Genomic DNA, 20,573 nt, shown 5'->3' with positions numbered 1-20,573 from the left:
TACGGTCCCTACGCGATGGATCCCATCGAGCTTGACCGCGAGGACTTCCGGAACCTTCTGGCGGAGATCGGACGCACCCGGATGCCCTTCGGGAAATTCGGGATCAAGGAGTACCCGCCCGCCGGGGTTCCGATCATGGATCTCCCTCCGGAGTATCTGGCGTGGTTCAAGGAACGTGGTTTTCCCAAAGGCCGCCTCGGCGAGCTGATGGCCCAGGTGAACGTCATCAAGGAAGTCGGCATGGACGCCGTCTTCGACCCTATGCGCCAGGCGATGGGTGGCAGGTTTCCGCTAAGGCAGAAGCCGCGGCGGTCATTTGATTTCGAGTAGTGGGGCTGGGACCGCGGAATTCATTCCGCTTGGCTTCGCTTGCCATTTGCTCCGGGGCGGAATGAATTCCGCGGTCCCAGTCTTTGCCTTGCCTAACCGCGGACAAACGCGGAATTTCCTCCCCGATGGAATCAACGAACAGGGTCTTCGTGGTGATGGGGGTTTCCGGCAGCGGGAAATCCGTGGTGGCTTCCGAAGTGGCGCGGAAAGTGGGCGGCGCGATGCTCGACGGTGACTTCCTCCACCCGCGGGCGAACATCCTCAAGATGTCCTCCGGCCAGTCGCTCAACGACGATGACCGTGCTCCCTGGCTGACCGCCCTGAATGACGCCGCTTTCGCGATGAAGCGCACGAACGCGTATTCGTTCATCGTCTGCTCCGCGCTGAAGGCCCGCTACCGCGACCGCCTGCGGGAGGGGAATCCAGACCTCACCTTCATCTATCTGAAAGGCAGCTACGATCTCATTCTCGGACGGATGCAGGCGCGTCCCGGACATTTCTTCAAACCACAGATGCTGGTCACCCAGTTTGAGGCGCTGGAGGAGCCCGTGGAGGATGAGGCGGATGTCATCGTGATCCCGATCGATCAGACGCTGCCGGAGGTCGTGGACGCCGTGATCGCCCGGATCACCGCCGGATCCTGAATCCGCGAAAGGATCTCCGCAGGGGGGGCTCCGGCTTCCCTCATGGCGGCGACGGCCAGTGCGTCATGCCGCTTTGCCAGCCGCTTGCCGCTGTCATCCAGCACCAGCGGGTGGTGGAGATAGACCGGCTCCGGCAGTCCCAGCAGTTCCTGCAGCAGCCGGTGGACATGGGTGGAGTGGAGGAGGTCCTCCCCGCGTGTCACATGGGTGATTTCCTGGAAAGCGTCATCCACCACCACGGCGAGATGGTAGGCCGTGCCGATGTCTTTCCGCGCCAGCACCACGTCTCCCAGCAGGTCTTCATCCACCACCGCCACGCCGTGCATCAGGTCGTTGAAAGTGAGCCTGCGTCCCGCCCGGCACGCCGCCTTTCCGGCATCCAGCCGCCAGGCGTGGGAGAGTCCCGCGGCCAGTTTTTCCTGCCGGACCTCCACGGGCAGTTCCCGGCAGGCACCGGGATAGAGCGGACCTTCCGGACCGTGGGGGGCACCCATCTCGTTGATCTCCCGCCGGGTGCAGAAGCACGGGTAGGCCACCCCCATTTCTTTCAGCCGCTCCAGCGCGGCCTCATAGGCGGGGATACGTGTGGTCTGGCGCAAAGGAGTGCCCTGCCAATCCAGCCCCAGCCAGAGCAGATCTTCCTCGATGCCGCTGTAGTATTCCTCCCGCACGCGGGTCAGGTCGATGTCCTCATGCCGCAGCAGGAAAGTGCCGCCGTGTGCATCCGCCAGAGCCTTCGCCACCCACGCCGCCATCGCATGGCCGAGGTGAAGCTTTCCCGTGGGGCTGGGAGCGAAGCGGGTGCGGAGGTGGGTCATTGGAATCATCCCGCGCTTCCGGGCACTGGAACGGGCAAATGAGGGCGGCGGGGATAATCTCTTTGGCCGCCGGATTTTCACAAGGGGAAAGACATGGGGACGGGAAGGAGAAAGGAGGGCAAGCCTCCGGATTGCCTCCCAAAAGAAGCAAGCCTGAGGCTTGCCCCACCTGGTGTTGGCAATCCGGAGGCTTGCCCTCCTTTCTTTTCCGAGAGGCTTGTGAAAAATTTCACAATCCACTTGAGGCAGCCGCATCCCATGGGCAGAGTAACGGCGATCCCGCCCCGCTATGGTAACCGACTCCTCCTCGATCGCTCATGCCGCCTATGATTCGAAGATCGAGGGCAACGTCATCTTCACCCAGCTTGACGCGGCGATGAACTGGATGCGGAAGAACTCGCTGTGGCCGATGCCGATGGGCCTCGCCTGCTGCGCCATCGAGCTGATGGCCACCGCTTCCAGCCGCTTTGACATCTCCCGTTTCGGCATGGAGGTCATGCGCTTTTCCCCGCGCCAGAGTGACGTGATGATCGTCGCCGGCACGGTGACCTACAAGATGGCACTGGCGGTGAAGCGCGTATGGGACCAGATGCCGGAGCCGAAGTGGTGCATCGCCATGGGGGCCTGCGCCTCCAGCGGCGGGATGTACCGCAGCTACGCGGTGCTGCAGGGCATCGACCAGCTCATCCCCGTGGACGTCTATATTTCGGGCTGCCCGCCACGGCCGGAAGCCCTCATCGAAGGCATGATGCGCTTGCAGCGGAAGATCGAGGGCGAGAGCGCCGTCGAGGACCAGAAGCGCACGATGATCGAGGAAATGGCCTGATTTTCCCCGAACGAGAAACTTTCCAAGCCATGGCCAAAGGAGAAGACACCGCGAAGCTCAACGAAGTGTTCGGAACGAAAGTCGCCGGAATCACCGAATTCCGGGGCGAAACCACCCTTCACGTCGCAGTGGCGGATCTCCATGCGGTTCTCGGGAAATGCCGGGATGACCTTGGCTATGAACTGGTGCTGGACATCTCCAGCGTCGATCACTTCGGGGATGATCCCCGTTTCGAGGTCGTCTATGAACTGGCCACGCTGGATGACGCACGCCACCTGCGGGTGAAGGCGAAAGTCAGTGAGGATGAGGAAGTGCCCAGCGCCGTGGACATCTGGGCCGGTGCGGACTGGCATGAGCGCGAGGTGTGGGACATGATGGGCATCCGTTTTTCCGGCCACCCGAACATGAAGCGCATCCTCATGTGGGAGGGTTATCCGTTCTTCCCGCTGCGGAAGGACTTCCCGCTCGCCGGACGGCCGACGGACATGCCGGATGTGGCGTTCACCGGCGTGGCTCCGCTGGAGGGCGGACCCTTCGTCACCAGCGCGGGAGCCGCGGATGTCATCCGCCGGGAGCCGCGCGCCCGGGTCATCGACTGATCCGCCTGCTTCCGGACCGATTCCTGTTTCCAACCCCACGCCGACATGCGATGTTCCGGTGTGTACTTTTCCGAATTGGGGCACCGGCTGAGGTCGATTTTGTCGGCCCGGGCCTCATGGGGGGTGGTGCTGGTCCTCGTTGCCGTGCAGGTGCTGGTTTCCGTGGCGGGGGGGTATGAGGCGCTGCCTTGGATTTTCCAGAAATTCGGGCTCAGCCGGAGTGGGATTTCGGACGGAGAGGTGTGGCAGTTGTTCAGCTACGGCCTGCTCCATGGCGGGCTGCTGCATGTGGGGATCAACTGCCTGTGCATCGTGATGATCGGTGCGCGGGTGGAGCATGTGCTGGGAAAGGGGCGGGTCGTGAAGACCCTGGCGGCCGGTGTTTTTGTCGGCGGCTTGGCCCACCTCATGTTGGATGACGGCGGTCCCTTGGTGGGGGTTTCCGGCGGGTGTGTCGCGCTGCTCATCCTGCTCACCACCCTGTCCCCGGACTCAAAGATGTGGCCCATCCCGGTATCCGCCCGGACGCTGGGCATCGGCGTCATGATGGTGGAACTGGTTTTCGCGCTGGTGGACCTGAATCCGGATGTCCCCGGTTTCACCAAAGTCGTGGAACTGTTCACGGACGCGGGGCTGGCCGGTCAGGGATACAGCATCGGCCACGCCTGTCACTTCGGTGGAGGCATGGCCGGCTTCTTCATGGGGCTGTGGCTGTTGCGGCCCCGGGTGACCATCGCCACCCTCCGCCGTGACCGGGAACGGAGGGAGGCGAGGAAGGTCAAGTCCGGGGAAGCATAGGGTGGCGGCCCGTTTATTCGCGGCGGGATCCGCGTCCGTCACCCCTGCGTCCGCCGTCACCGGCGGATGGTGCCTGCTGGCGGCTTTCCCGCTGGAAGCTGGGGGCCTGGCGTTGGGGAGGTGCCGGACGGTCAGGTGCCAGCCTCACCGGATTGTTGATGCCGGATGGGGTCGGGCGGTTGCTTTCACGGGATCTCTCCGGGCGGAACTGCGGGCGCTCGGGAGCCTGCTGGCGGAACTGGGGTCTCTCCGGTGCCTGCTGGCGGATGTCGGGGCGGATTTGCGGGCGGTCGGGTGCCTCCCGGCGTTGGAATCCTCCCTCACGCTGAGGACGGCCGAAGTTTGAGGAATCCCTCTGCGGAGGGCGGACAAATGGGGAGCTGTCCCGGCCCGGGCCGCGTCCACGGTCCGCATCCCCTCCGGGGAACTGGCGTTGGACGGGGACATTGCCACGGTTGAAGCCACCGCGGTCGCCACGGTCATTGTCCGTCCGGCTGCGGTCAAACCCGCCCGGGCGGCCGCGGCCGTAGTCGGAGCCGGGCTGGAACCTCGATCCGGAATCGCGCTGTCTGACCTCGTTCCTCCAGGAGAAGTTGCTGTTGCGGTAGAGGGACTCCCGGTTCTGGTAGCCGGAAAGGGTGTGGCTCCTCACCCGGCTGGGTGGCGGGCAATAGCGGCTGCCGGGCCGCCAGCCATGGGGGTGCGGGACCCCATAGACGATCGGGGGGCGGAATCCGACCGGATAATAACCGTAGAGGTAGGGGTCGTAGTAGGCACGGCGGTGATAGTCGTAGTAGCTGTGGGAATATGGGTCATATCCCCAGCGTGGGTCGCCGGTGCTGATGAAGACGGAAGTGGAGTAGGATCCGCTGGAATAGCCACCACCGTAGCCATCGGAGTAGTAGGGATCATAGGCGCAGGAACTGATGAGCACTGCGGCGGTGAGACCGGCTGCGGCGGCAGCCAAGCGGCGAAGGGTTTGCTTCATGAGAATAAGACTCGTCGTTCCCGGTGGGTATTCGACGATTTTTTCAAAGAATTTTGATTGCCGTGCTCCGGCGCATTGACAGCCTTGGTTCAACTCGCGTTTCCTATGCGGACATGGAAGTGGATTTGATGACCGGCACGATCCTGATGGCGCGCGTCCGCTCTCCGGAACCACCCCGGGCGTGTAATATCATGTATTTACATTTGCCCTTGTAATCTCGCTTTCATCCGACCATATTCCGACCAAAACCCTGCGAAAACCCCATGCAATTTGGATCCCTGAAATCATCCCCGTCGTTCCGGACGCGGGGATTCTCGCTCATCGAACTCCTGGCGGTGATCGCCATCATCTCCATTTTGATGACCGTTGCGGCCATCGGTGTGGGCGGGGTGCTGGGGGGCAAAGGCACGGGGACTGGTGTGGCCACGGCTGAAGCTGTCTTTGATGAAGCCCGGGCCGCGGCGGTCAGCAAGCGGACCCGGTCACGGGTGTTGGTCGATGTCACCGATCCGAAGAACCGTGAGAACTACCTCCGCCGCATCTTCGTGGTTTATGAGGAAATTGATGACAGCGGTCTGCCGGAGAAGGACAACTGGGTGGTGGCCGGCCGCGCGCTGTTTCTTCCCGACCAAACCTATTTCAGCCGCGCCTACAGCACGAAGGATCACTCCGGTGCGGGCGGTGCGCTGGACCAGATGACCCTTTCCAACGTGAACCGCACGTTCCAGGGGGAATACCTCTACTACGAATTCAACGGCGAAGGGATCTGTGCCACTCCTGGAGCCAGCTTCGTCATCGGTGCCGGCGCCCGGAATCCGGGTGAGCCAAAGCCAGTGGTCACCGCCTCCACCAAGCGGGACTTCGGAGGCTTCGTCGTCTGGCGCAACGGCCGTACTTCGACCTTCCGCAGTCCCGAGCAGATGAATCTCCCCAGCGAAGTCCAAAATTTCTGAACCCGTCCATGAAAACCCAACCTATGGTCAAAAAATCCGGCTTCACCTTGCTGGAAACCGTGATCGCCATCGGCGTGCTCGCCGTGCTGCTCACCGGCTTCATGTATGTCTTCGGCCCTGCGGCCACCGGTATCCGTCGTGCGCTCAACGTCCAGGAGGCCGACCGCCTGGCCTCCACGCTGGAGCGTGAGATGACCAGCGTCCGCGACAGGGAATCCTCCAAGTACGGGACCGGTTTTGAGAAGGGATACGACTGGATCGAGAACTCCTACAATCCCCGGGAAGCCATCTTTGTTTATCAATACCGTGGGGATCCGTCCGACCAGCGGCCGGATGGCACGCTGAATGCCATGCCCAGGGCCCAGGGCACCCCCGGCAAGGACTATGTGGTCCAGCCGATGGCACGCCGCTTGAACGACCCTCTCTTTGCGGAGGACATCAAAGCGATCGAAGGCGGCCTGTTCCTGGTGAAGTGTCTCCAGCTCACCTATACCGGCGCCAAGGATGAACTGGAGGCGAAGCCTTCCTCGAAAGGCCGCATCACCTCCCCGGAGGGGTCGGGTGGAGGAGGCGTGGAAAACTATCCTGAGGCGGTCATCGCATTCGCGGCGGAGTTTTACAGCATGCCCGCGAAGTCGATGGACTACCTGAAAAGCACGCCATTTTCCCAGATTTTCGAATCCGACTCAAATCCCATCTTCCGCCGGAACCTCGCCGTCCGCCGCTGAATCCCATTTTCCCCTGCGACATGAAAACCCTTCCAACCAACGTCCGCCGCAAGCGGGGCTTCACCCTCATCGAGCTCATGGTGGCGATGACGATCACGACCATGATCGTGACCGTCCTTGTCTCGATCACGGCCATCGCCCTCGATACCTGGACCCGCAGCCGCTCTGAGATCCGTGCGAGCCGCCAGGCGAAGTCCATGCTGGATACCATGGCGCGGGATCTCGAGGCGCTGGTGAACCGGCGCGGTGCCAACACCGAGTGGCTTTCCGCCGTCACCGAACCCGTCGAGGCAAAGGGGGCCGTTCCGGCCATCGACAGCCCGAGTTCCTCCAGCCTGATCTTCTACACCTCCCCGACGGACCGCTACAATGGAGAGGTTTCCGAAGAGGCGAAAACCGTCGGGGATGTTTCCTGCGTCGGCTACCAGTTGAAGTACCAGGACCCCATCCAGGCTCAAGGCTCGAAGGAGATCCCCACCTTCGTGCTCTACCGGAACCTGGTGGACCCGGACAAGACGTATGACAAGCTGCTTTCCAAGTCGAACCGCACCGCGACCAGCCTGCGCTCGATGTTCGACGAGGCATTCGGCTCGGAAACCGATGACCCGAACAACTTTGTCTGCGAGAACATCTTCCAGTTCACCATCACGCTTCATGTGAGGGTGGAACGCTCTTTCGCCCGGGGTGCCTCCACCGTGGATGTGCCGATCACCCTTGGCGGTGCCAACGCAACCGCCACCGAGTTCCGCCTGGAGGCCGGGAACATCATCACGGACTTCAGCGCCCGTTCGACGGAAGTCACGGATGACGAACTCAAGGCCGGATCCCTCACCTCCGTGGAGGTGTCCATGTCGGTCCTGACGGACTTCGGTGTGGAGCAGATGCGCGTGCGCTCCTTCAAGACCCCCACCGAGCAGGCGGATTTCCTCACGAAGAACTCCTACCACTACTCCAAGCTGGTCCCCGTCGCCACTCCCTGAGCGGGGTTATGGGAAAAGGGGATGCCGCTCCCCTGTAAGCCGGATTCTGTCCACCCTCACGGGCTGTACGGCCATTTCTCTCACCCCGTTCGCACGGGGCGCTCCGCTTGCGCGGAGTGCGACTAATACCCGGGGATCGAACGGGCGGGCAGCCCTTCCCCTGTTTTGTCTTGCACCACGCGGGGTTTGCCGTGCCACCTCGGTTACCCTCGGCGCGGTGGGCTCTTACCCCACCGTTTCACCCTTGCCTGTGTCCTTGCGGACCATCGGCGGTATGCTCTCTGTTGCACTTTCCGTCCGGGTCCCTCGCGGTTCCCGTCCCCCGCTTTCACGAGGCGCGTTGCCCTATGGTGTCCGGACTTTCCTCAACCTTCCTTGCGGAACATTGCGGCCGTCCGGGGAGCGGCGGGGGCAGACTGCGGCTTCCCCGCCCGGAATCCAAGCAAAAGCTGCGGGATTTCACCCGATCCAGAACACATCCGCCACGAACCAGAGGATCATCAGTACCCCGACGACGATCTTCACCACCATCCCGGCGATGGTCCCCACCACCGAGCCGACACCGGAACTGGCCGCGAAGGTGGGCTTTTTTTTCGCAAACAGCATCTCCGCCGCGAACGCGCCGATCAAGGGTCCGAGCAGGAGGCCGAAGGGAAAGAAGAACATCCCCACGATGCTGCCGGCGAACGCGCCGACCGCCCCCCACCGGGTGCCGCCGAACCAGCGGGTGCCCGCCGCGCCGCTGGCGATCTCGAACGCCTGGGAAGCGGCAAGCAGCAGTCCCAGCACCAGGAAAGACCACCACTCCAGCCCGGAACCTTCCCGCCCCAGCATCAGCCGATGGGCGATCGCGCCGATCAGGATGATGAGATGGCCCGGCAGGACCGGCAGCACGCAGCCGACCAGCCCGGCCACCATCAGGCAGAGGGTCACCACCCAGGCTACGCCAGCGCCAACACCGCCCCAGTAGTCCCATCCGGAGATCGCATCCCACATGCGTCTGCTATAGCCCGCGCGACCGCTGCCCGCAACTTCGCAGGGCGTTTCCGGTTGAGTTGCGGGCGGGGAGTGCCTAATCTTTCGGCTCTACGAACCATTGCCCCCTATGATCGTCCGCTTATTTTCACTGCTCGCCGTTTTCCTGCCCCTTTCCCTGGCCGCGCAGGCACCGGAAAGCGTGATGGTGGTGGAGGCCTACTCGGGGAAAATCCTCGTCGCCTCGAACGCCGGCCAGAAAAGGCCCGTCGCCAGCCTGAACAAGATCGCCACCGCGGTCGTTGCGATCGACTGGGCGACCGCTTCCGACCGTGACATCGCCACGGTCATGATCACCGCTCCCCAGACCGTATCCCTCGTTGGCGGGCCGAATCCCATGAACCTCCAGCCGGGCGACCGCCTTTCGCTGAGGGATGCGCTCTATTCCGCGCTGCTCGGGTCGGACAACCTGGCCGCCCTCACCATCGCGGACCATGTCGGCCGTGATCTCCTTGCCCGCCGCGGGAGGGGCGGGGATCCGGTGGCGGCGTTCGTCGCGGAAATGGGGCGGCTCGGCCAGGCCGTGGGCATGACCCAGACAAATTTCGTGAACCCCCACGGACTGGATATCCGGAATACCAAGGGCTACTCCACCGCCGCGGACATGGCGAAGCTGTCCGTCTATGCCATGCGGCGCAACGCCTTCAATTTCATCGTCCGCCAGCCGAACCGGAACGTGACGGTTTCCGGGGCGGGAGGGAACCGGAAGTTCCTCGTCCGGAACACCAACCAGCTCGTCGGGGAACCCGGCATCCTGGGGATCAAGACCGGCACCACCAATGCGGCGGGCCAGTGCCTCGCCGTCTGCATGGACCGTGAGCCGCTCGTCCGCATGAAGGCGGACGGCAACAAGGGTGCCACCCCGCGGCGGCTGATCGTCATCATCCTCAACAATCCGCAACGCTTCGACCGGGCCCGCTCGCTCATCCGCCAGGGTTGGTCGATTTATGATCCATGGCTGGCCGCAGGTGCCCCGGTCAACGATCCCAAGCGTGAAATCCTTGCGATTCCTCCGGCGCAGTGACGAGAATACGCGCGTCCCGGAACGGTTGCTGCTGCTCCGGGGGTGAAAAACAATTTACTCATGCGAATCGGTATTCTCAACAGCGGCGGCGACTGCCCCGGACTCAATGCGGTGATCCACGGTGTGGTGGGTGCGGCTGACCAGCTCGGCTGGGAGGTGATCGGCTTCCGTGACGGCTTCGAGGGACTGCTGCCGCCGGGAGATTACAAGGTGCTCAAGCCGAAGGATACCATCGGCATCCTCAAGCTGGGCGGCACCATCCTGGGAACCACCAACAAGGGCCACTTCGCCGCGAAGGTGGGGAAGGGGGATGTGGCGGAGGTTTCCGAAATGATCATCGCCAAGGCGAAGCGCACCATGGACCAGCTCGGCATCGAGGCGCTGGTCATCGTCGGCGGGGATGGATCTCTCACCACCGGCCTGCAACTTTACCGCGCCGGATGGCCCATCGTCGGTGTCCCGAAGACGATCGACAACGACCTCAGCGCGACGGCCATGACCTTCGGCTTTGACAGCGCCGTGACCAGCGTGGTGGACGGGCTGGACCGCCTGCATACCACCGCGGAGAGCCACAAGCGGGTGATGGTGCTGGAGGTGATGGGCCGGCACGCCGGATGGATCGCCCTTTGGGGTGGCATCGCCGGTGGCGCGAACGTGATCCTTCTGCCGGAGGTTCCCTTCAGCATGGAGAAGGTGGCGGATTTCATCAAACAGCGGGACGCCCAGGGCCACCACAGCACCTTGGTGGTGGTGGCGGAGGGCGCGAAACTCCCGGATGGCGACCTGGTGACTCTGAGCGGGAATGCCGGGGGCGAGATCCGTCTCGGCGGCATCGGCGAGTGCGTGGCGAAGCGCCTGGAGGCATTGACCGGTAAAGACACCCGTGCCTGCACGCTCGGCCATCTCCAGCGGGGTGGCGCGCCCACCGCGCTCGACCGGATCCTCGGCGTGCGCTTCGGCGTCATGGCGGTGAAGCTGGCGGAGGAAGGAGCCTTTGGCCGCATGGTCAGCTACCAAGCCTACCACGTCGACTCCGTGCCCATCGAGGAAGCGGTGAACAAGCTGCGTCTGGTGGAACCGGACGGCGAACTCGTCCAAGCGGCGAAGGCTGTCGGCATCTGCCTGGGAGACTGATCTGGTTGAAAGTTGATGGTTGAGTGTTGAGGGTGAAGAGGCTGATGGGAGTTGAAAGTTGATGGTTGAGTGTTGAGGGTGAAGAGGCAGAATCGGGCATGTTCGGTTTTGAAAAGCTGGAGGTCTGGCAGAAAGCGATTGCCTTCGCTGATACGGTTTATTCCGTGACACGCGGCTTCCCTTCCGACGAACGGTTCGGATTGACCAACCAGATGCGCCGCGCAGCAGTCTCTATTTCGTGCAACATCGCGGAAGGAAGCGCCCGCTTGTCCCGCAAGGACTTCAGCCGCTTCATCGAGATCGCTTCCGGATCGCTGTTCGAGGTTGTTTCGCAAGCTCACATGGGAAGAAACCAAGCCTTTCTTTCGGAAGAACAATTCCAGACACTTTACTCCGCCGCCGAGGAACAGAGCAGAATGCTCAGCGGCCTCCGTCGTTCCTTGTTGTCCGAATCCTGAAACCACTCTCAACACTCAACCTTCAACCCTCAACTTCTTCAAACCATGTCCTCCGATCCGCTTCTCCAGGTTCTCCGCCACAAGGCCCGCTTCTCCGACCAGGAACTCGCGGACCTGCTGTCCATGTCGCCGGAGGCCGTCGCGGCGCAGATCGCCGGTTGGGAGAAGGACGGCACCATCCTCGGCTACCATGCCGTGGTCGATACCGAGCAGGCTGGCGACACCTCCGTTTCCGCCTTCATCGAGGTGAAGGTCACGCCGGAGCGCGGCGGCGGCTTCGACCGTCTTGCCCTGCGGATCTCCCGTTTCGACCAGGTGGTTTCCTGCTACTTGGCGAGCGGCGGCTATGACCTGATGGTGGTGGTGGACGGAGCGGATCTGCGCGAAGTCGCCCTTTTCGTTTCGGAGAAGCTCAGCACGCTGGACGGTGTGATCTCCACGGCCACCCATTTCCGCCTGAAAACCTACAAGGAAAACGGCTTCCTGTTCGAGAAGAACACCTCCACCGAGAGGCTGGCCGTCAGTCCTTGAGAGCCGCCTTTCCCGGCAGGGCCGGAGTGAGCGGACATCATTTCACTTGGCAAGGGTCGCGCGACCGTTCTACCCCGGCGCGCGATGTTTTCCCATGAACCCATAGAATGGCCGGATGAGGTGGAGGTGCTTGTCGATCGTCTCGAGACCGAGGCAGCCGAGCGGAAGCTGACCCGCGAGGAGCGGGCCTTCATGGACGTGTATGAGACGGTGGCCCTGCTGGACGCGGAGGACGGTCTCCACGGCTTCTGGCAGAGCGGCATGAACCACCAGCGGGTCATCGGCTCCTTCGAGCTGGTCGGCGCGACGACCTTGGTCGATCCACTGAACGCGAGCCGTTGGTGCGAGACCCGCCCGGAGGACCGCTACGACTACAGCGAAACGGAGGAGGAATACCTCTGCACCATCGAGGAGGAACTTTTCGAAGGAATGGGCGACCTGGTGGACATCATGCTCACCTACATGGAGGAAGAACTGGGCGAGTGATGCACCCGTGAGGGGGATGGTGGTGCGGGGCTGGATTTTCTCCGGAATCATGTGAGGTTCCGCGCATGAAGAAACTCGGTTTCCTTTCGTTCGGCCACTGGACGCCATCGCCGCATTCGGGGACTCGGTCGGCATCGGACGCGCTGTTGCAGTCCATCGACCTCGCGGTGGCGGCGGAGGAACTGGGAATGGATGGCGCTTATTTCCGCGTGCACCATTTCGCGCGGCAGTTGGCATCGCCTTTCCCGTTGCTCGCGGCCATCGGTGCGCGGACGGAGCGGATCGAGATCGGCACGGGGGTGATCGACATGCGGTATGAGAATCCGCTCTACATGGTCGAGGATGCGGGGGCGGCGGATCTCATTTCGGGCGGACGCCTGCAACTCGGCATCAGCCGGGGTTCCCCGGAGCAGGTCATCGACGGCTGGCGGTATTTCGGCATGGAGCCGGATGAAGGGGAGACCGAGCAGGACATGGCGCGGAAATCGACCGAGGCATTCCTGAAGCATCTGTCCGGCCATGGTTTCGCGAAGCCGCACCCGCGGCCCATGTTCCCGAATCCACCGGGCCTGCTGCGGCTGGAACCGCATTCGGAAGGACTGCGGGAGCGGATCTGGTGGGGTTCCGCATCGAACGCGACGGCGGTGTGGGCCGCGAAGATGGGCATGAACCTGCAGAGTTCCACATTGAAGTGGGACGAGACGGGCGAACCGTTCCACGTGCAGCAGGCCAAGCAGATCCGCGCCTTCCGGGAGGCATGGAAAGAGGCGGGTCATGCCCGCGAGCCGCGTGTTTCCGTCAGCCGGTCGATCTTCGCCCTGATGGATGACCGGGACCGCCACTACTTCGGTGCGGAGGGAAGCCGGGCGAAGGATGAGACGGGCGTCATCGATGAAACCACCGCCATCTTCGGACGTTCGTATGCGGCGGAGCCGGACCGGCTGATCGAACTGCTGAAAGCCGACGAGGCGATCGCGGAGGCGGACACCCTGCTGCTGACCGTGCCGAACCAGCTTGGCGTGGAGTATAACGTCCACGTGCTCCGTTCACTTCTGGAGCATGTGGCCCCCGGCATGGGGTGGCGCTGACAGGGCGGGGCTAAAATCAGGCGGAACGTGGCTTCCTGCCGAAGATGGCGATCATGGCGGCACCCGTGAAGAACATGAACAAACCATAGACGACGGCGGGGATGGCCAGCCGCGGGCTTTCCAGGATGCCCAGCGCGATGGCCAGGGCGAGGGTGGCGTTCTGGATGCCGACCTCGATGGAGATGGTGACGCGTTGGGCGCGCGGAAGGCCGAACCACATGGCGAGGGCGAAGCCCAGCACCATGCCGCTGATGTTGAGGGCTGCGACGGCGGGACCGGCGATGGCGATCTGCGCGCCGAGGTCCTTTTCCTTCAGCACGGCGGCGAGGATGACCACCGCGAGGAAGATGATGGAGAAGAGGTTCACCGGCCGGGCCATCCGCTGGCTGAAGCCGGGTAACCGCGCATGGACGACCATGCCGATGATGATGGGGAGGAGGGTGACTGCGAAGAGCTGGATGAAGGTCTTCAGGAAAGGAAGCTCGATGACCGCGTGACTGCCCAGGAAGTGGGTCATGGACAGCTTCATCAGGAGCGGGATGGTGAAGACGGTGACCACGCTGGAGATGGCGGTGAGCGTGACGGAAAGAGGGATGTCGCCGCGCGAAAGATGGCTGATCACGTTCGAAGTCACCCCTCCCGGACAGACGGCGATGAGCATCAGCCCGGCGGCGAGGTCTCCCGGCATGCGGAACACGGTGGCGATGGTGAAAGCGAGGATGGGGAGGGCCAGGAGCTGCGCCGCGCAGCCGACGAGCTTCGCCTTCGGGGAAAGGATCACGCGCTTGAAATCCGCGGCGGTGAGGCCGAGTCCCATGCCGAACATGATGAAGATGAGACCGGCGGGCAGGAGGACGGTTTTGAGGAAATCAGCGGGCATTGGCGGAGGATTCCCGGGCCGGGGACGGTGGCCAACCAAAATCCGTCCGGAGGCCTCCACTGGCCCTATCCGGCACCTTGGTGACGGGTCTGCGGGTGGAGGGACCGGGTACTAACCACTCAGGGAGTTGAGCGGAAACCCCGCATTGTGTGTGCTTGGAAAGATATCTGGCAATGGTCCGACGTCGGAACATTCCCCTCTGAAATCCCATCCGGCCCACCATGAAACGAACCCTCCTTTTTGTCCTCCCGCTGAGCGCGGCCCTCCATGTCCAGGCCGGTACCATTTACTGGGATGGCTCGGGCGGATCACCCGGTGGCTGGGCGACAGCCGCAAACTGGTCCACCGCCGAGGGGGCCTCCTCTCCGGATCCCACGGCGGCTCCGGGAGCAGGGGACGATGTCGTCTTCAACACTTCCGTCCATGATGTGGACACGATCGTGACCACCGGCATCGCCATCTCCGCGAGGTCCCTCACCTTCAACAACACGGAGACCACCACCATCAGGTCATCCAGTGGCACCGCGCGCAACCTGCTGCTCGGGGGAGGCGGTATCACGGTGGATGCGGATGCAGGTCTGGCGAACCTGGGGGGATCCAGCAATACGCTGTCGGTGAGGATCGAGGAAAGCCAGACATGGACGAACAACTCCACCAGCGGGAACGCTTCCTCCCTGCGACTTCACAACGCGGTGTCGGGACCTTTGACGGGAACGACCCCGGTCACCCTCACCATCTCCAACACCAGCACGGGCGGGACGAGCTTCAACAACGCGCTGAACGATGGGGCCGGAGGCGGTGCGCTGAAGCTGGTGGTGGATTCCTCCGGTTCCGGCTTTGTCACCATGAGCGGTGGCAGCTACAGCGGTGGACTGGTCATCCTGAAGGGAACGGTGGCCGTGAACTCGAGCGTCATCGCCGGTGCCGGCAGTGCGACCTTGGAATCCGGGGCGGGGACAACCTCCACGCTAAGGGTGAACCACGCGGGCGCGGTGACGAACAACGTCATCTCCGGCGGTGCGGGGACCAACGTGCTGGAGTTCATCTCCACCAGCGGAACCCTGAATGGGAGTGTCACGCTGGACCATGACCTGGCCCTCGGCATCCGCAGCGCCGGAGCGACCGGTTTGACCATCAACGGTGACATCACCGGCAGCGGTGACCTCATCAAGGGGCAGTACCAGGGTGGTAACAGCGGCCAACTGACCTTGGCGGCGAATGTGACGACCTCGGGAAATATCCTGGTGAACAATGGTGTGCTCACTCTTGCCAATACCTCATCGATGACTTTCCGGATCGGTGAGGACGGGGTTTCCAACAAGATCGGCGGAACGGGCACCGTGAATCTCAACGGCCAGATCATTTTCGATCTCTCGATGGCCGCCGCGGAGGATGGCAATACCTGGCTGGTGGTGGACGCGGCAACGGAGAACTACGGCAGCGGTTTCTCCGTGCAGGGTTTCAACCAGAACGGAACGGACTGGACGCTGGGGGGCTACACCTTTTCCCAAGGGACCGGTGTGTTGACCTACCTGGTGCCGGAACCATCTTCATCACTGCTACTGCTGGGAGCCGGTGTGGTGTTTTCCTTCCGCCGTTCCCGCAGGGAAAAGTAAGGAGGGTGCAACGGGAACCCATGGCAAAGGGATCTCGATCCGCGGTCGGCCATCTCTCTGCTGAACACTGAAGACTTCTCATCCTTATTGCGCCAATGCCGCCGGTGGACAGGAGTGTCCACCCTCCTTTATTTCATCCGCTCGTTCGCGGCCTGCACCAGCCTGAGGATGGCATCCCCGGAACCATCCGCCGGGATCGAGACATCCTGATGCGGGAAGTCGAACACCCACACCGCGGACAGCGGCACCTTCAGCGACACCATTTCGTCGATCATCGCCGCCGTTTCCTTCAGCCGGGTGGCGGGGTCCGTATCCGGCGCGGGTCCGAATTCACCGACGAAAAGCGGCTTGCCGCTGGCGTGGCTGGCACGCAGGCACACTTCCAGTTGCTCCACATGGGTTTTCCCGGTGATGCCTGTGCCGTCGTCCTTGTGGAAGGGATAGTAGTGGACGGAAAGGGTATCGATGGGGGAGGGGTGGCTCCGCAACAGGGCGTCGGTCCACTCCGGCTCCTTGTCAGCCGTCCATGTGCCATCGCGTTCGAGATGCGCCGCCGCGCTGCGCGGCATGGCGTGGCCGGAAATGATCGGCCTGTCCGGATCCGACTTTCTGACCGCCTCGCCGAACACCTTGAGGGCGATCCCCACATCGGCGGCCCGGAGGGCGTCGCGCGCCCGCGGCGCATCGGGAAATCCCCGCGAGGGGTGGAACCAGCGCTTGTGGTTGGCGGCACCTCCCGGCAGGTCCATGGCGAGATTGTATTCATTGCCGAACTCCCACGCCAGGATGGCTGGTGAGCGATGGTAGCGCCCCACCACTTCGGAGACGTATTTTTTCATCCAGGCATGGGTCCGGCTGCCTTCATCCCCCCACGCGTCGAGCGGCTCGCCGGAGATGCCGGGCGGAGTGAGGAAAAACCAGAAGAAGGAGGGGATGAGGCCGATGCCGCTTTCCTCCGCATCCGCCACGAAACGGTCCAGCAGCCGGAAATACCGTTCCGGATCTTTTTGGTGGATCTCCCAGTTCGTCGGATAGAAGCCCCCGCAGTTGAAGCGGATGAAAGGAATGCCGTGTTCCTTCAGCTTGCGGAAGCCCGCGCGGTATTCCGCGGCTTTCGCCTCGTCATCCAGCACCCGGGCGAAGGCGTCGAAATAGTTCACGCCCATCCGGCGGACGGGATGGCCGTCCATCGTCAGCATTCCGTCTGACACCTTCAGGCCGGGCGCGGCATCCGCCCGGGAGGCGCCCGGAAGGCAGGCCGCTGCGATGAAAGTGAACAGGAGCCATCCGGCTGCCGCCGCCCTCATGATGCCTGCTGGATGTCCTTTCCGCATTCCGTCGGGAACGGGTGGAGGTGGTGCGCTTCTTTCATCGTGGCATGTTCCACCCTGGCGGAGAATCGCCGACGGGCCATGGGAGAGGGATCTGTCTTTCTTTGGGATTTTTTGGATAAATCTTTGTTATTTTCCGCGTATGCATCAACCTCGCCGCAACCCATCGGCTTCACCGTTTCATGAAACTTCCTCTGCTTCCTCTTTTCTGTTCCCTGGCCGCATCCCTGGCGACCGCCGGAGCCCAAACCCCACCGAAGGAAGGCGAGTGCATCGTTTTCATCGGAAATGGCCTGGGTGAGCGGATGAACGATCATCCCTACCTGGAGGCGGAACTCCAACTGCGGTTCCCCGGGAAGAATCTGGTCATCCGGAATATGTGCTTTCCCGGGGACACGCCGGGTTTCCGCCCACATCCGTCGCGCAATTCCCAGTGGGCCTTTCCGGGCGCGGAGAAATTCCGCCCTCAGAACAAGATCCACGCCGGCAACGGCCACTACATGACGCCGGACGAGTGGCTGACCCACCTGAAAGCGGATACCATCCTCGGCTTCTTCGGCTATAACGAATCCTTCGACGGCCCGGCAGGATTGGAGAACTTCAAGGCGGAGCTGGACGCGTTCATCACCCACACGCTGGCGCAGAAATACAACGGCGGAGCCGCGCCGCGGTTGGTTCTCGTTTCCCCGATCAGCTATGAGGATCTCTCCGCATCACGCGACCTGCCTGACGGAAAGAAGGAGAACGAGAACATCGCCCTCTACGCGGCGGCGATGTCGGAGATCGCGGCGAAGCACAAGGTCCAGTGCATCGACCTGCTTTCCACCAGCGCGAAGCTCTATGCCGCCTCGGAAAAGCCGCTCACCCGGAACGGCTTCCTGCCTACGGACGAAGGCTACAAGCAGCTTGCGAAACCCCTGGCGGACGCCCTTGCCGGTGAATCGCCCCGCATCGCGAAGGTGAAGGAAGAAGCGGTGGTGGAGGCGCTGAAGGACAAGAACTGGTATTGGTTCAACGACTACCGGATGCTCAACGGTGTCCATGTGGACGGCCGCCGCTACAATCCCTTCGGCCCGGACAACTATCCCGCGGAGATCGCCAAGATCCGCGAGATGACGGAGATCCGCGACAAGGCGTTGTGGAGCGTGGTGAACGGCACCAAGTTCGACGTCGCCGCCGCCGACAAGGGCACCAGCGTCCTTCCGGAAGTCAAAACGAACTACAAGTCCAAGGTCGAAGGCGCGCCGGTGGAATACAAATACGGCGAGGATGCGGTGAAATCCCTCACGCTCCCCGAAGGCTACAAGGCCGAGCTTTTCGCCTCCGAAAAGGAGTTCCCCAACCTGGCGAACCCCATGCAGCTTGCCTTCGACAACAAGGGCCGCCTGTGGGTGGCGACCATGCCGACCTACCCGCACTGGCGTCCGGGTGATCCGCGTCCGGATGACAAGATCCTCATCTATGAGGACACCAACGGCGACGGCAAGGCGGACAAGGAAACCGTCTTCGCCGACAAGCTGCACCTCCCCATCGGCATCGAGTTCGCGCCGGAGGGCGTCTATGTTTCACAGGAGCCGCATCTGGTCCTCCTCCGTGACACGGATGGGGATGACAAGGCGGACTCCCGCGAGGTCATCCTCACCGGGTTCGATTCTCACGACACCCACCACGCGATCAGCGCTTTCCATGCCGACGGTTCCGGAGCGTTCATGATGTGCGAAGGTGTTTTCCTCCATTCCAATGTGGAGACGCCCTATGGTCCGGTCCGCGGGGTGGACGGCGGCTTCTACCGCTACAGCCCGCAGCGCGGAAAGCTGGAGCGCACCGCGCAGCTCAGCATCCCGAACCCATGGGGCATCGCCTTCGATGACTGGGGCCAGGATTTCTTCCTCCACACCTCCGGCCCGGCGATGAACTGGCTGATGCCCAGCTCCCTGAAGACTCCCTACGGCGCGAAGACCCCGCTGACGAAGGATCTCATCCCGGATGGCCAGAAAGTCCGTCCGACCTCCGGCCTGGAGTTCGTTTCCTCCCGCCATTTCCCGGATGAAGTGCAGGGCGATTTCCTCCTCTGCAACAACATCGGCTTCCTCGGCATCAAGCAGCACTCCATCGCCGACGATGGCACGGGCTACAAGACGGCGTTCCGCCAGGAGTTGCTGAAATCCTCCGACGGGAATTTCCGTCCCGCTGCCCTGCAGTTCGCCCCGGACGGCTCCCTGTATGTCATCGACTGGCACAACGTCCTCATCGGGCACATGCAGCACAATGCGCGTGATCCGCTGCGCGACCATGTCCATGGCCGCATCTACCGCATCACCTATCCGTCCCGCCCGCTGGTGGAACCCGCGAAGATCGCCGGTGCGCCCATCGCGACGCTGCTGGAAAATCTGAAGCTGCCGGAGTACCGCAGCCGCTACCGCACCCGTGACGAGCTCCGCGGCCGTCCTGCCGCTGAGGTGCTCGCCGCGCTCGGGAAATGGACCGCCGGTCTGGATGCGGCGGATCCCCGCCGTGAGCACCACCTGCTGGAGGCCCTGTGGGTCACCTGGGGACTCAACCAGCCGGACGAGGCGTTGCTGGCCAAGCTTCTCAAGTCAGAGGACTACAAGGTCCGCGCCGCCGCCGTGCGCGTCCTCCGCTATAACACGCACCGCATCGCCAACCACGGCGACCTGCTTGCCGCCGCCGCCGCGGATGTCCATGGCCGTGTCCGTGCGGAAGCCGTGGTGGCCGCGTCCTGGCTGGACAACGCCGTTGGGAAGAAAGTCGTCAGCATCGCCGCGGGAATGCCGCAGGACGACTGGATCGCCCCGGCCATCAAGACCGCCACCAGCCGGTTGGAAGGCATCACCGAGAAGGAAGTGGACGAGCATCCCGCACCACCCGTTCCGGACCACCTGACGGGCGATGACAAGAAGCTCTTCCTCACCGGCCATGAGATCTATTTCCGCGAGGGTCACTGCGTCACCTGCCACCAACCGGACGGCAAGGGGCTGGATCCCGCGTTCCCTCCGCTCCACCGCAGCGAATGGATCTCCGGAAATCCGGACCGGCTCATCAAGCTCACCCTGCACGGCCTCATGGGGCCGTTCGAACTCCACGGAAAGAAATATGACGGCCAGGTGCCGATGACTCCCTTCGGCGGATTGCTGAAGGATGAGGAAATCGCCGCGGTACTCACCTACACCCGCAACCGTTTCGAGAACAAGGCGGACGCCATCCGTCCGGAGCACGTGACCAAGGTGCGCGAGGCGACCAGTGCGCGGAAGAGCTTCTACATGGTGGAGGAACTGCTCAAGGAGCACCCGATGGAGAAGTGACGC

Annotated in this window: 21 protein-coding genes and 1 other RNA gene; 16 read left to right on the top strand and 6 right to left on the bottom strand. The window is 63.0% G+C overall.

Annotated elements, in window-relative coordinates; genetic code table 11:
- Positions 1-15: 15 nt before the first annotated feature.
- Together KF712_11780 and gntK are read left to right on the top strand one after the other, a co-directional pair.
- A complete protein-coding gene (locus KF712_11780; GenBank protein ID MBX3741664.1) occupies positions 16-330 on the top strand; it encodes a DUF3820 family protein in 315 nt (104 codons plus the stop codon).
- Between the two features lie 125 nt (positions 331-455).
- On the top strand, positions 456-974 hold the full coding sequence (gene gntK, locus KF712_11775; protein ID MBX3741663.1) for a gluconokinase: 519 nt from the start codon (positions 456-458) through the stop codon (positions 972-974).
- Here the strand turns inward: gntK and gluQRS are convergent.
- A complete protein-coding gene (gene gluQRS / locus KF712_11770; protein ID MBX3741662.1) occupies positions 917-1,792 on the bottom strand; it encodes a tRNA glutamyl-Q(34) synthetase GluQRS in 876 nt (291 codons plus the stop codon). The two genes, gntK and gluQRS, sit on opposite strands and share 58 nt — an antisense overlap.
- A 289-nt stretch (positions 1,793-2,081) precedes the next feature.
- Between gluQRS and nuoB the strand changes: the two genes are divergently transcribed.
- The 3 genes from nuoB to KF712_11755 are packed head-to-tail and all read left to right on the top strand — an operon-like array spanning position 2,082 to position 4,015.
- Positions 2,082-2,618 (top strand): NADH-quinone oxidoreductase subunit NuoB, encoded by a 537-nt coding sequence (nuoB, locus tag KF712_11765; protein ID MBX3741661.1) that lies wholly within the window; start codon positions 2,082-2,084, stop codon positions 2,616-2,618.
- Between the two features lie 29 nt (positions 2,619-2,647).
- Positions 2,648-3,217: an NADH-quinone oxidoreductase subunit C gene (locus KF712_11760; GenBank protein ID MBX3741660.1), complete on the top strand. Its 570-nt coding sequence runs from the start codon at positions 2,648-2,650 to the stop codon at positions 3,215-3,217.
- 45 nt (positions 3,218-3,262) lie between these two features.
- Positions 3,263-4,015 (top strand): rhomboid family intramembrane serine protease, encoded by a 753-nt coding sequence (locus tag KF712_11755; protein ID MBX3741659.1) that lies wholly within the window; start codon positions 3,263-3,265, stop codon positions 4,013-4,015.
- 13 nt (positions 4,016-4,028) lie between these two features.
- Here KF712_11755 and KF712_11750 read toward each other — a convergent pair whose 3' ends face one another.
- Positions 4,029-5,003 (bottom strand): hypothetical protein, encoded by a 975-nt coding sequence (locus tag KF712_11750; GenBank protein ID MBX3741658.1) that lies wholly within the window; start codon positions 5,001-5,003, stop codon positions 4,029-4,031.
- Between the two features lie 263 nt (positions 5,004-5,266).
- Between KF712_11750 and KF712_11745 the strand changes: the two genes are divergently transcribed.
- The 3 genes from KF712_11745 to KF712_11735 are packed head-to-tail and all read left to right on the top strand — an operon-like array spanning position 5,267 to position 7,664.
- Positions 5,267-5,956: a type II secretion system protein gene (locus KF712_11745; protein ID MBX3741657.1), complete on the top strand. Its 690-nt coding sequence runs from the start codon at positions 5,267-5,269 to the stop codon at positions 5,954-5,956.
- 8 nt (positions 5,957-5,964) lie between these two features.
- A complete protein-coding gene (locus KF712_11740) occupies positions 5,965-6,684 on the top strand; it encodes a type II secretion system protein (protein ID MBX3741656.1) in 720 nt (239 codons plus the stop codon).
- A 20-nt stretch (positions 6,685-6,704) separates the two neighbouring features.
- Positions 6,705-7,664, top strand: coding sequence for a prepilin-type N-terminal cleavage/methylation domain-containing protein (locus tag KF712_11735; protein ID MBX3741655.1), 960 nt, complete (start codon positions 6,705-6,707; stop codon positions 7,662-7,664).
- 19 nt (positions 7,665-7,683) lie between these two features.
- On the opposite strand, the gene rnpB is transcribed toward KF712_11735, so the two are convergent.
- Together rnpB and KF712_11725 are read right to left on the bottom strand one after the other, a co-directional pair.
- Positions 7,684-8,071: RNase P RNA component class A (gene rnpB / locus KF712_11730), an RNA gene on the bottom strand.
- A gap of 52 nt (positions 8,072-8,123) precedes the next feature.
- Entirely contained in the window at positions 8,124-8,660 is a 537-nt protein-coding gene (locus KF712_11725; protein MBX3741654.1) for a DUF456 domain-containing protein, read from the bottom strand.
- Positions 8,661-8,769: 109 nt separating this feature from the next.
- Here KF712_11725 and KF712_11720 point away from each other — a divergent pair, with 109 nt between their 5' ends.
- The 6 genes from KF712_11720 (at position 8,770) to KF712_11695 (ending at position 13,420) form a co-directional block, all read left to right on the top strand.
- Positions 8,770-9,723, top strand: coding sequence for a D-alanyl-D-alanine carboxypeptidase (locus tag KF712_11720; protein ID MBX3741653.1), 954 nt, complete (start codon positions 8,770-8,772; stop codon positions 9,721-9,723).
- Positions 9,724-9,783: 60 nt separating this feature from the next.
- On the top strand, positions 9,784-10,857 hold the full coding sequence (locus tag KF712_11715; protein ID MBX3741652.1) for a 6-phosphofructokinase: 1,074 nt from the start codon (positions 9,784-9,786) through the stop codon (positions 10,855-10,857).
- A gap of 98 nt (positions 10,858-10,955) precedes the next feature.
- Positions 10,956-11,315: a four helix bundle protein gene (locus KF712_11710; GenBank protein MBX3741651.1), complete on the top strand. Its 360-nt coding sequence runs from the start codon at positions 10,956-10,958 to the stop codon at positions 11,313-11,315.
- Positions 11,316-11,360: 45 nt separating this feature from the next.
- Positions 11,361-11,846, top strand: coding sequence for an Lrp/AsnC family transcriptional regulator (locus tag KF712_11705; GenBank protein ID MBX3741650.1), 486 nt, complete (start codon positions 11,361-11,363; stop codon positions 11,844-11,846).
- An 84-nt stretch (positions 11,847-11,930) separates the two neighbouring features.
- Positions 11,931-12,332 (top strand): hypothetical protein, encoded by a 402-nt coding sequence (locus KF712_11700; protein MBX3741649.1) that lies wholly within the window; start codon positions 11,931-11,933, stop codon positions 12,330-12,332.
- Positions 12,333-12,397: 65 nt separating this feature from the next.
- Positions 12,398-13,420, top strand: a complete 1,023-nt coding sequence (locus tag KF712_11695) for an LLM class flavin-dependent oxidoreductase (protein ID MBX3741648.1) — start codon at positions 12,398-12,400, stop codon at positions 13,418-13,420.
- Between the two features lie 16 nt (positions 13,421-13,436).
- On the opposite strand, the gene KF712_11690 is transcribed toward KF712_11695, so the two are convergent.
- Complete coding sequence (locus KF712_11690; protein ID MBX3741647.1) at positions 13,437-14,300, bottom strand: bile acid:sodium symporter family protein; 864 nt, start codon at positions 14,298-14,300, stop codon at positions 13,437-13,439.
- A 221-nt stretch (positions 14,301-14,521) separates the two neighbouring features.
- On the opposite strand from KF712_11690, the gene KF712_11685 reads away from it, so the two are divergent.
- Positions 14,522-15,916: a PEP-CTERM sorting domain-containing protein gene (locus KF712_11685; protein ID MBX3741646.1), complete on the top strand. Its 1,395-nt coding sequence runs from the start codon at positions 14,522-14,524 to the stop codon at positions 15,914-15,916.
- Between the two features lie 128 nt (positions 15,917-16,044).
- On the opposite strand, the gene KF712_11680 is transcribed toward KF712_11685, so the two are convergent.
- Complete coding sequence (locus KF712_11680; protein ID MBX3741645.1) at positions 16,045-17,250, bottom strand: cellulase family glycosylhydrolase; 1,206 nt, start codon at positions 17,248-17,250, stop codon at positions 16,045-16,047.
- 179 nt (positions 17,251-17,429) lie between these two features.
- On the opposite strand from KF712_11680, the gene KF712_11675 reads away from it, so the two are divergent.
- Positions 17,430-20,570, top strand: coding sequence for a c-type cytochrome (locus tag KF712_11675; GenBank protein MBX3741644.1), 3,141 nt, complete (start codon positions 17,430-17,432; stop codon positions 20,568-20,570).
- Positions 20,571-20,573: the final 3 nt, after the last annotated feature.

The sequence above is a fragment of the Akkermansiaceae bacterium genome (genome assembly GCA_019634595.1).
In the GTDB taxonomy this organism is placed as follows: Bacteria; Verrucomicrobiota; Verrucomicrobiia; order Verrucomicrobiales; family Akkermansiaceae; genus Luteolibacter.
Note: the sequence above shows the minus strand (reverse complement) of the source record. Positions and strands in the feature narration are given on the sequence as shown.

What these genes read in the sequence shown, in the direction of transcription:
- KF712_11725 (MBX3741654.1), bottom strand. Translation starts at nt 8,660, where the DNA reads ATGTGGGATGCGATCTCCGGATGGGACTACTGGGGCGGTGTTGGCGCT.
- KF712_11760 (MBX3741660.1), top strand. Translation starts at nt 2,648, where the DNA reads ATGGCCAAAGGAGAAGACACCGCGAAGCTCAACGAAGTGTTCGGAACG.
- gntK (MBX3741663.1), top strand. Translation starts at nt 456, where the DNA reads ATGGAATCAACGAACAGGGTCTTCGTGGTGATGGGGGTTTCCGGCAGC.
- KF712_11695 (MBX3741648.1), top strand. Translation starts at nt 12,398, where the DNA reads ATGAAGAAACTCGGTTTCCTTTCGTTCGGCCACTGGACGCCATCGCCG.
- KF712_11735 (MBX3741655.1), top strand. Translation starts at nt 6,705, where the DNA reads ATGAAAACCCTTCCAACCAACGTCCGCCGCAAGCGGGGCTTCACCCTC.
- KF712_11705 (MBX3741650.1), top strand. Translation starts at nt 11,361, where the DNA reads ATGTCCTCCGATCCGCTTCTCCAGGTTCTCCGCCACAAGGCCCGCTTC.
- KF712_11685 (MBX3741646.1), top strand. Translation starts at nt 14,522, where the DNA reads ATGAAACGAACCCTCCTTTTTGTCCTCCCGCTGAGCGCGGCCCTCCAT.
- KF712_11715 (MBX3741652.1), top strand. Translation starts at nt 9,784, where the DNA reads ATGCGAATCGGTATTCTCAACAGCGGCGGCGACTGCCCCGGACTCAAT.
- KF712_11750 (MBX3741658.1), bottom strand. Translation starts at nt 5,003, where the DNA reads ATGAAGCAAACCCTTCGCCGCTTGGCTGCCGCCGCAGCCGGTCTCACC.
- KF712_11780 (MBX3741664.1), top strand. Translation starts at nt 16, where the DNA reads ATGGATCCCATCGAGCTTGACCGCGAGGACTTCCGGAACCTTCTGGCG.
- KF712_11710 (MBX3741651.1), top strand. Translation starts at nt 10,956, where the DNA reads ATGTTCGGTTTTGAAAAGCTGGAGGTCTGGCAGAAAGCGATTGCCTTC.
- KF712_11680 (MBX3741645.1), bottom strand. Translation starts at nt 17,250, where the DNA reads ATGCGGAAAGGACATCCAGCAGGCATCATGAGGGCGGCGGCAGCCGGA.
- KF712_11755 (MBX3741659.1), top strand. Translation starts at nt 3,263, where the DNA reads ATGCGATGTTCCGGTGTGTACTTTTCCGAATTGGGGCACCGGCTGAGG.
- KF712_11740 (MBX3741656.1), top strand. Translation starts at nt 5,965, where the DNA reads ATGAAAACCCAACCTATGGTCAAAAAATCCGGCTTCACCTTGCTGGAA.
- KF712_11745 (MBX3741657.1), top strand. Translation starts at nt 5,267, where the DNA reads ATGCAATTTGGATCCCTGAAATCATCCCCGTCGTTCCGGACGCGGGGA.
- gluQRS (MBX3741662.1), bottom strand. Translation starts at nt 1,792, where the DNA reads ATGACCCACCTCCGCACCCGCTTCGCTCCCAGCCCCACGGGAAAGCTT.
- KF712_11720 (MBX3741653.1), top strand. Translation starts at nt 8,770, where the DNA reads ATGATCGTCCGCTTATTTTCACTGCTCGCCGTTTTCCTGCCCCTTTCC.
- KF712_11675 (MBX3741644.1), top strand. Translation starts at nt 17,430, where the DNA reads ATGAAACTTCCTCTGCTTCCTCTTTTCTGTTCCCTGGCCGCATCCCTG.
- nuoB (MBX3741661.1), top strand. Translation starts at nt 2,082, where the DNA reads ATGGTAACCGACTCCTCCTCGATCGCTCATGCCGCCTATGATTCGAAG.
- KF712_11690 (MBX3741647.1), bottom strand. Translation starts at nt 14,300, where the DNA reads ATGCCCGCTGATTTCCTCAAAACCGTCCTCCTGCCCGCCGGTCTCATC.
- KF712_11700 (MBX3741649.1), top strand. Translation starts at nt 11,931, where the DNA reads ATGTTTTCCCATGAACCCATAGAATGGCCGGATGAGGTGGAGGTGCTT.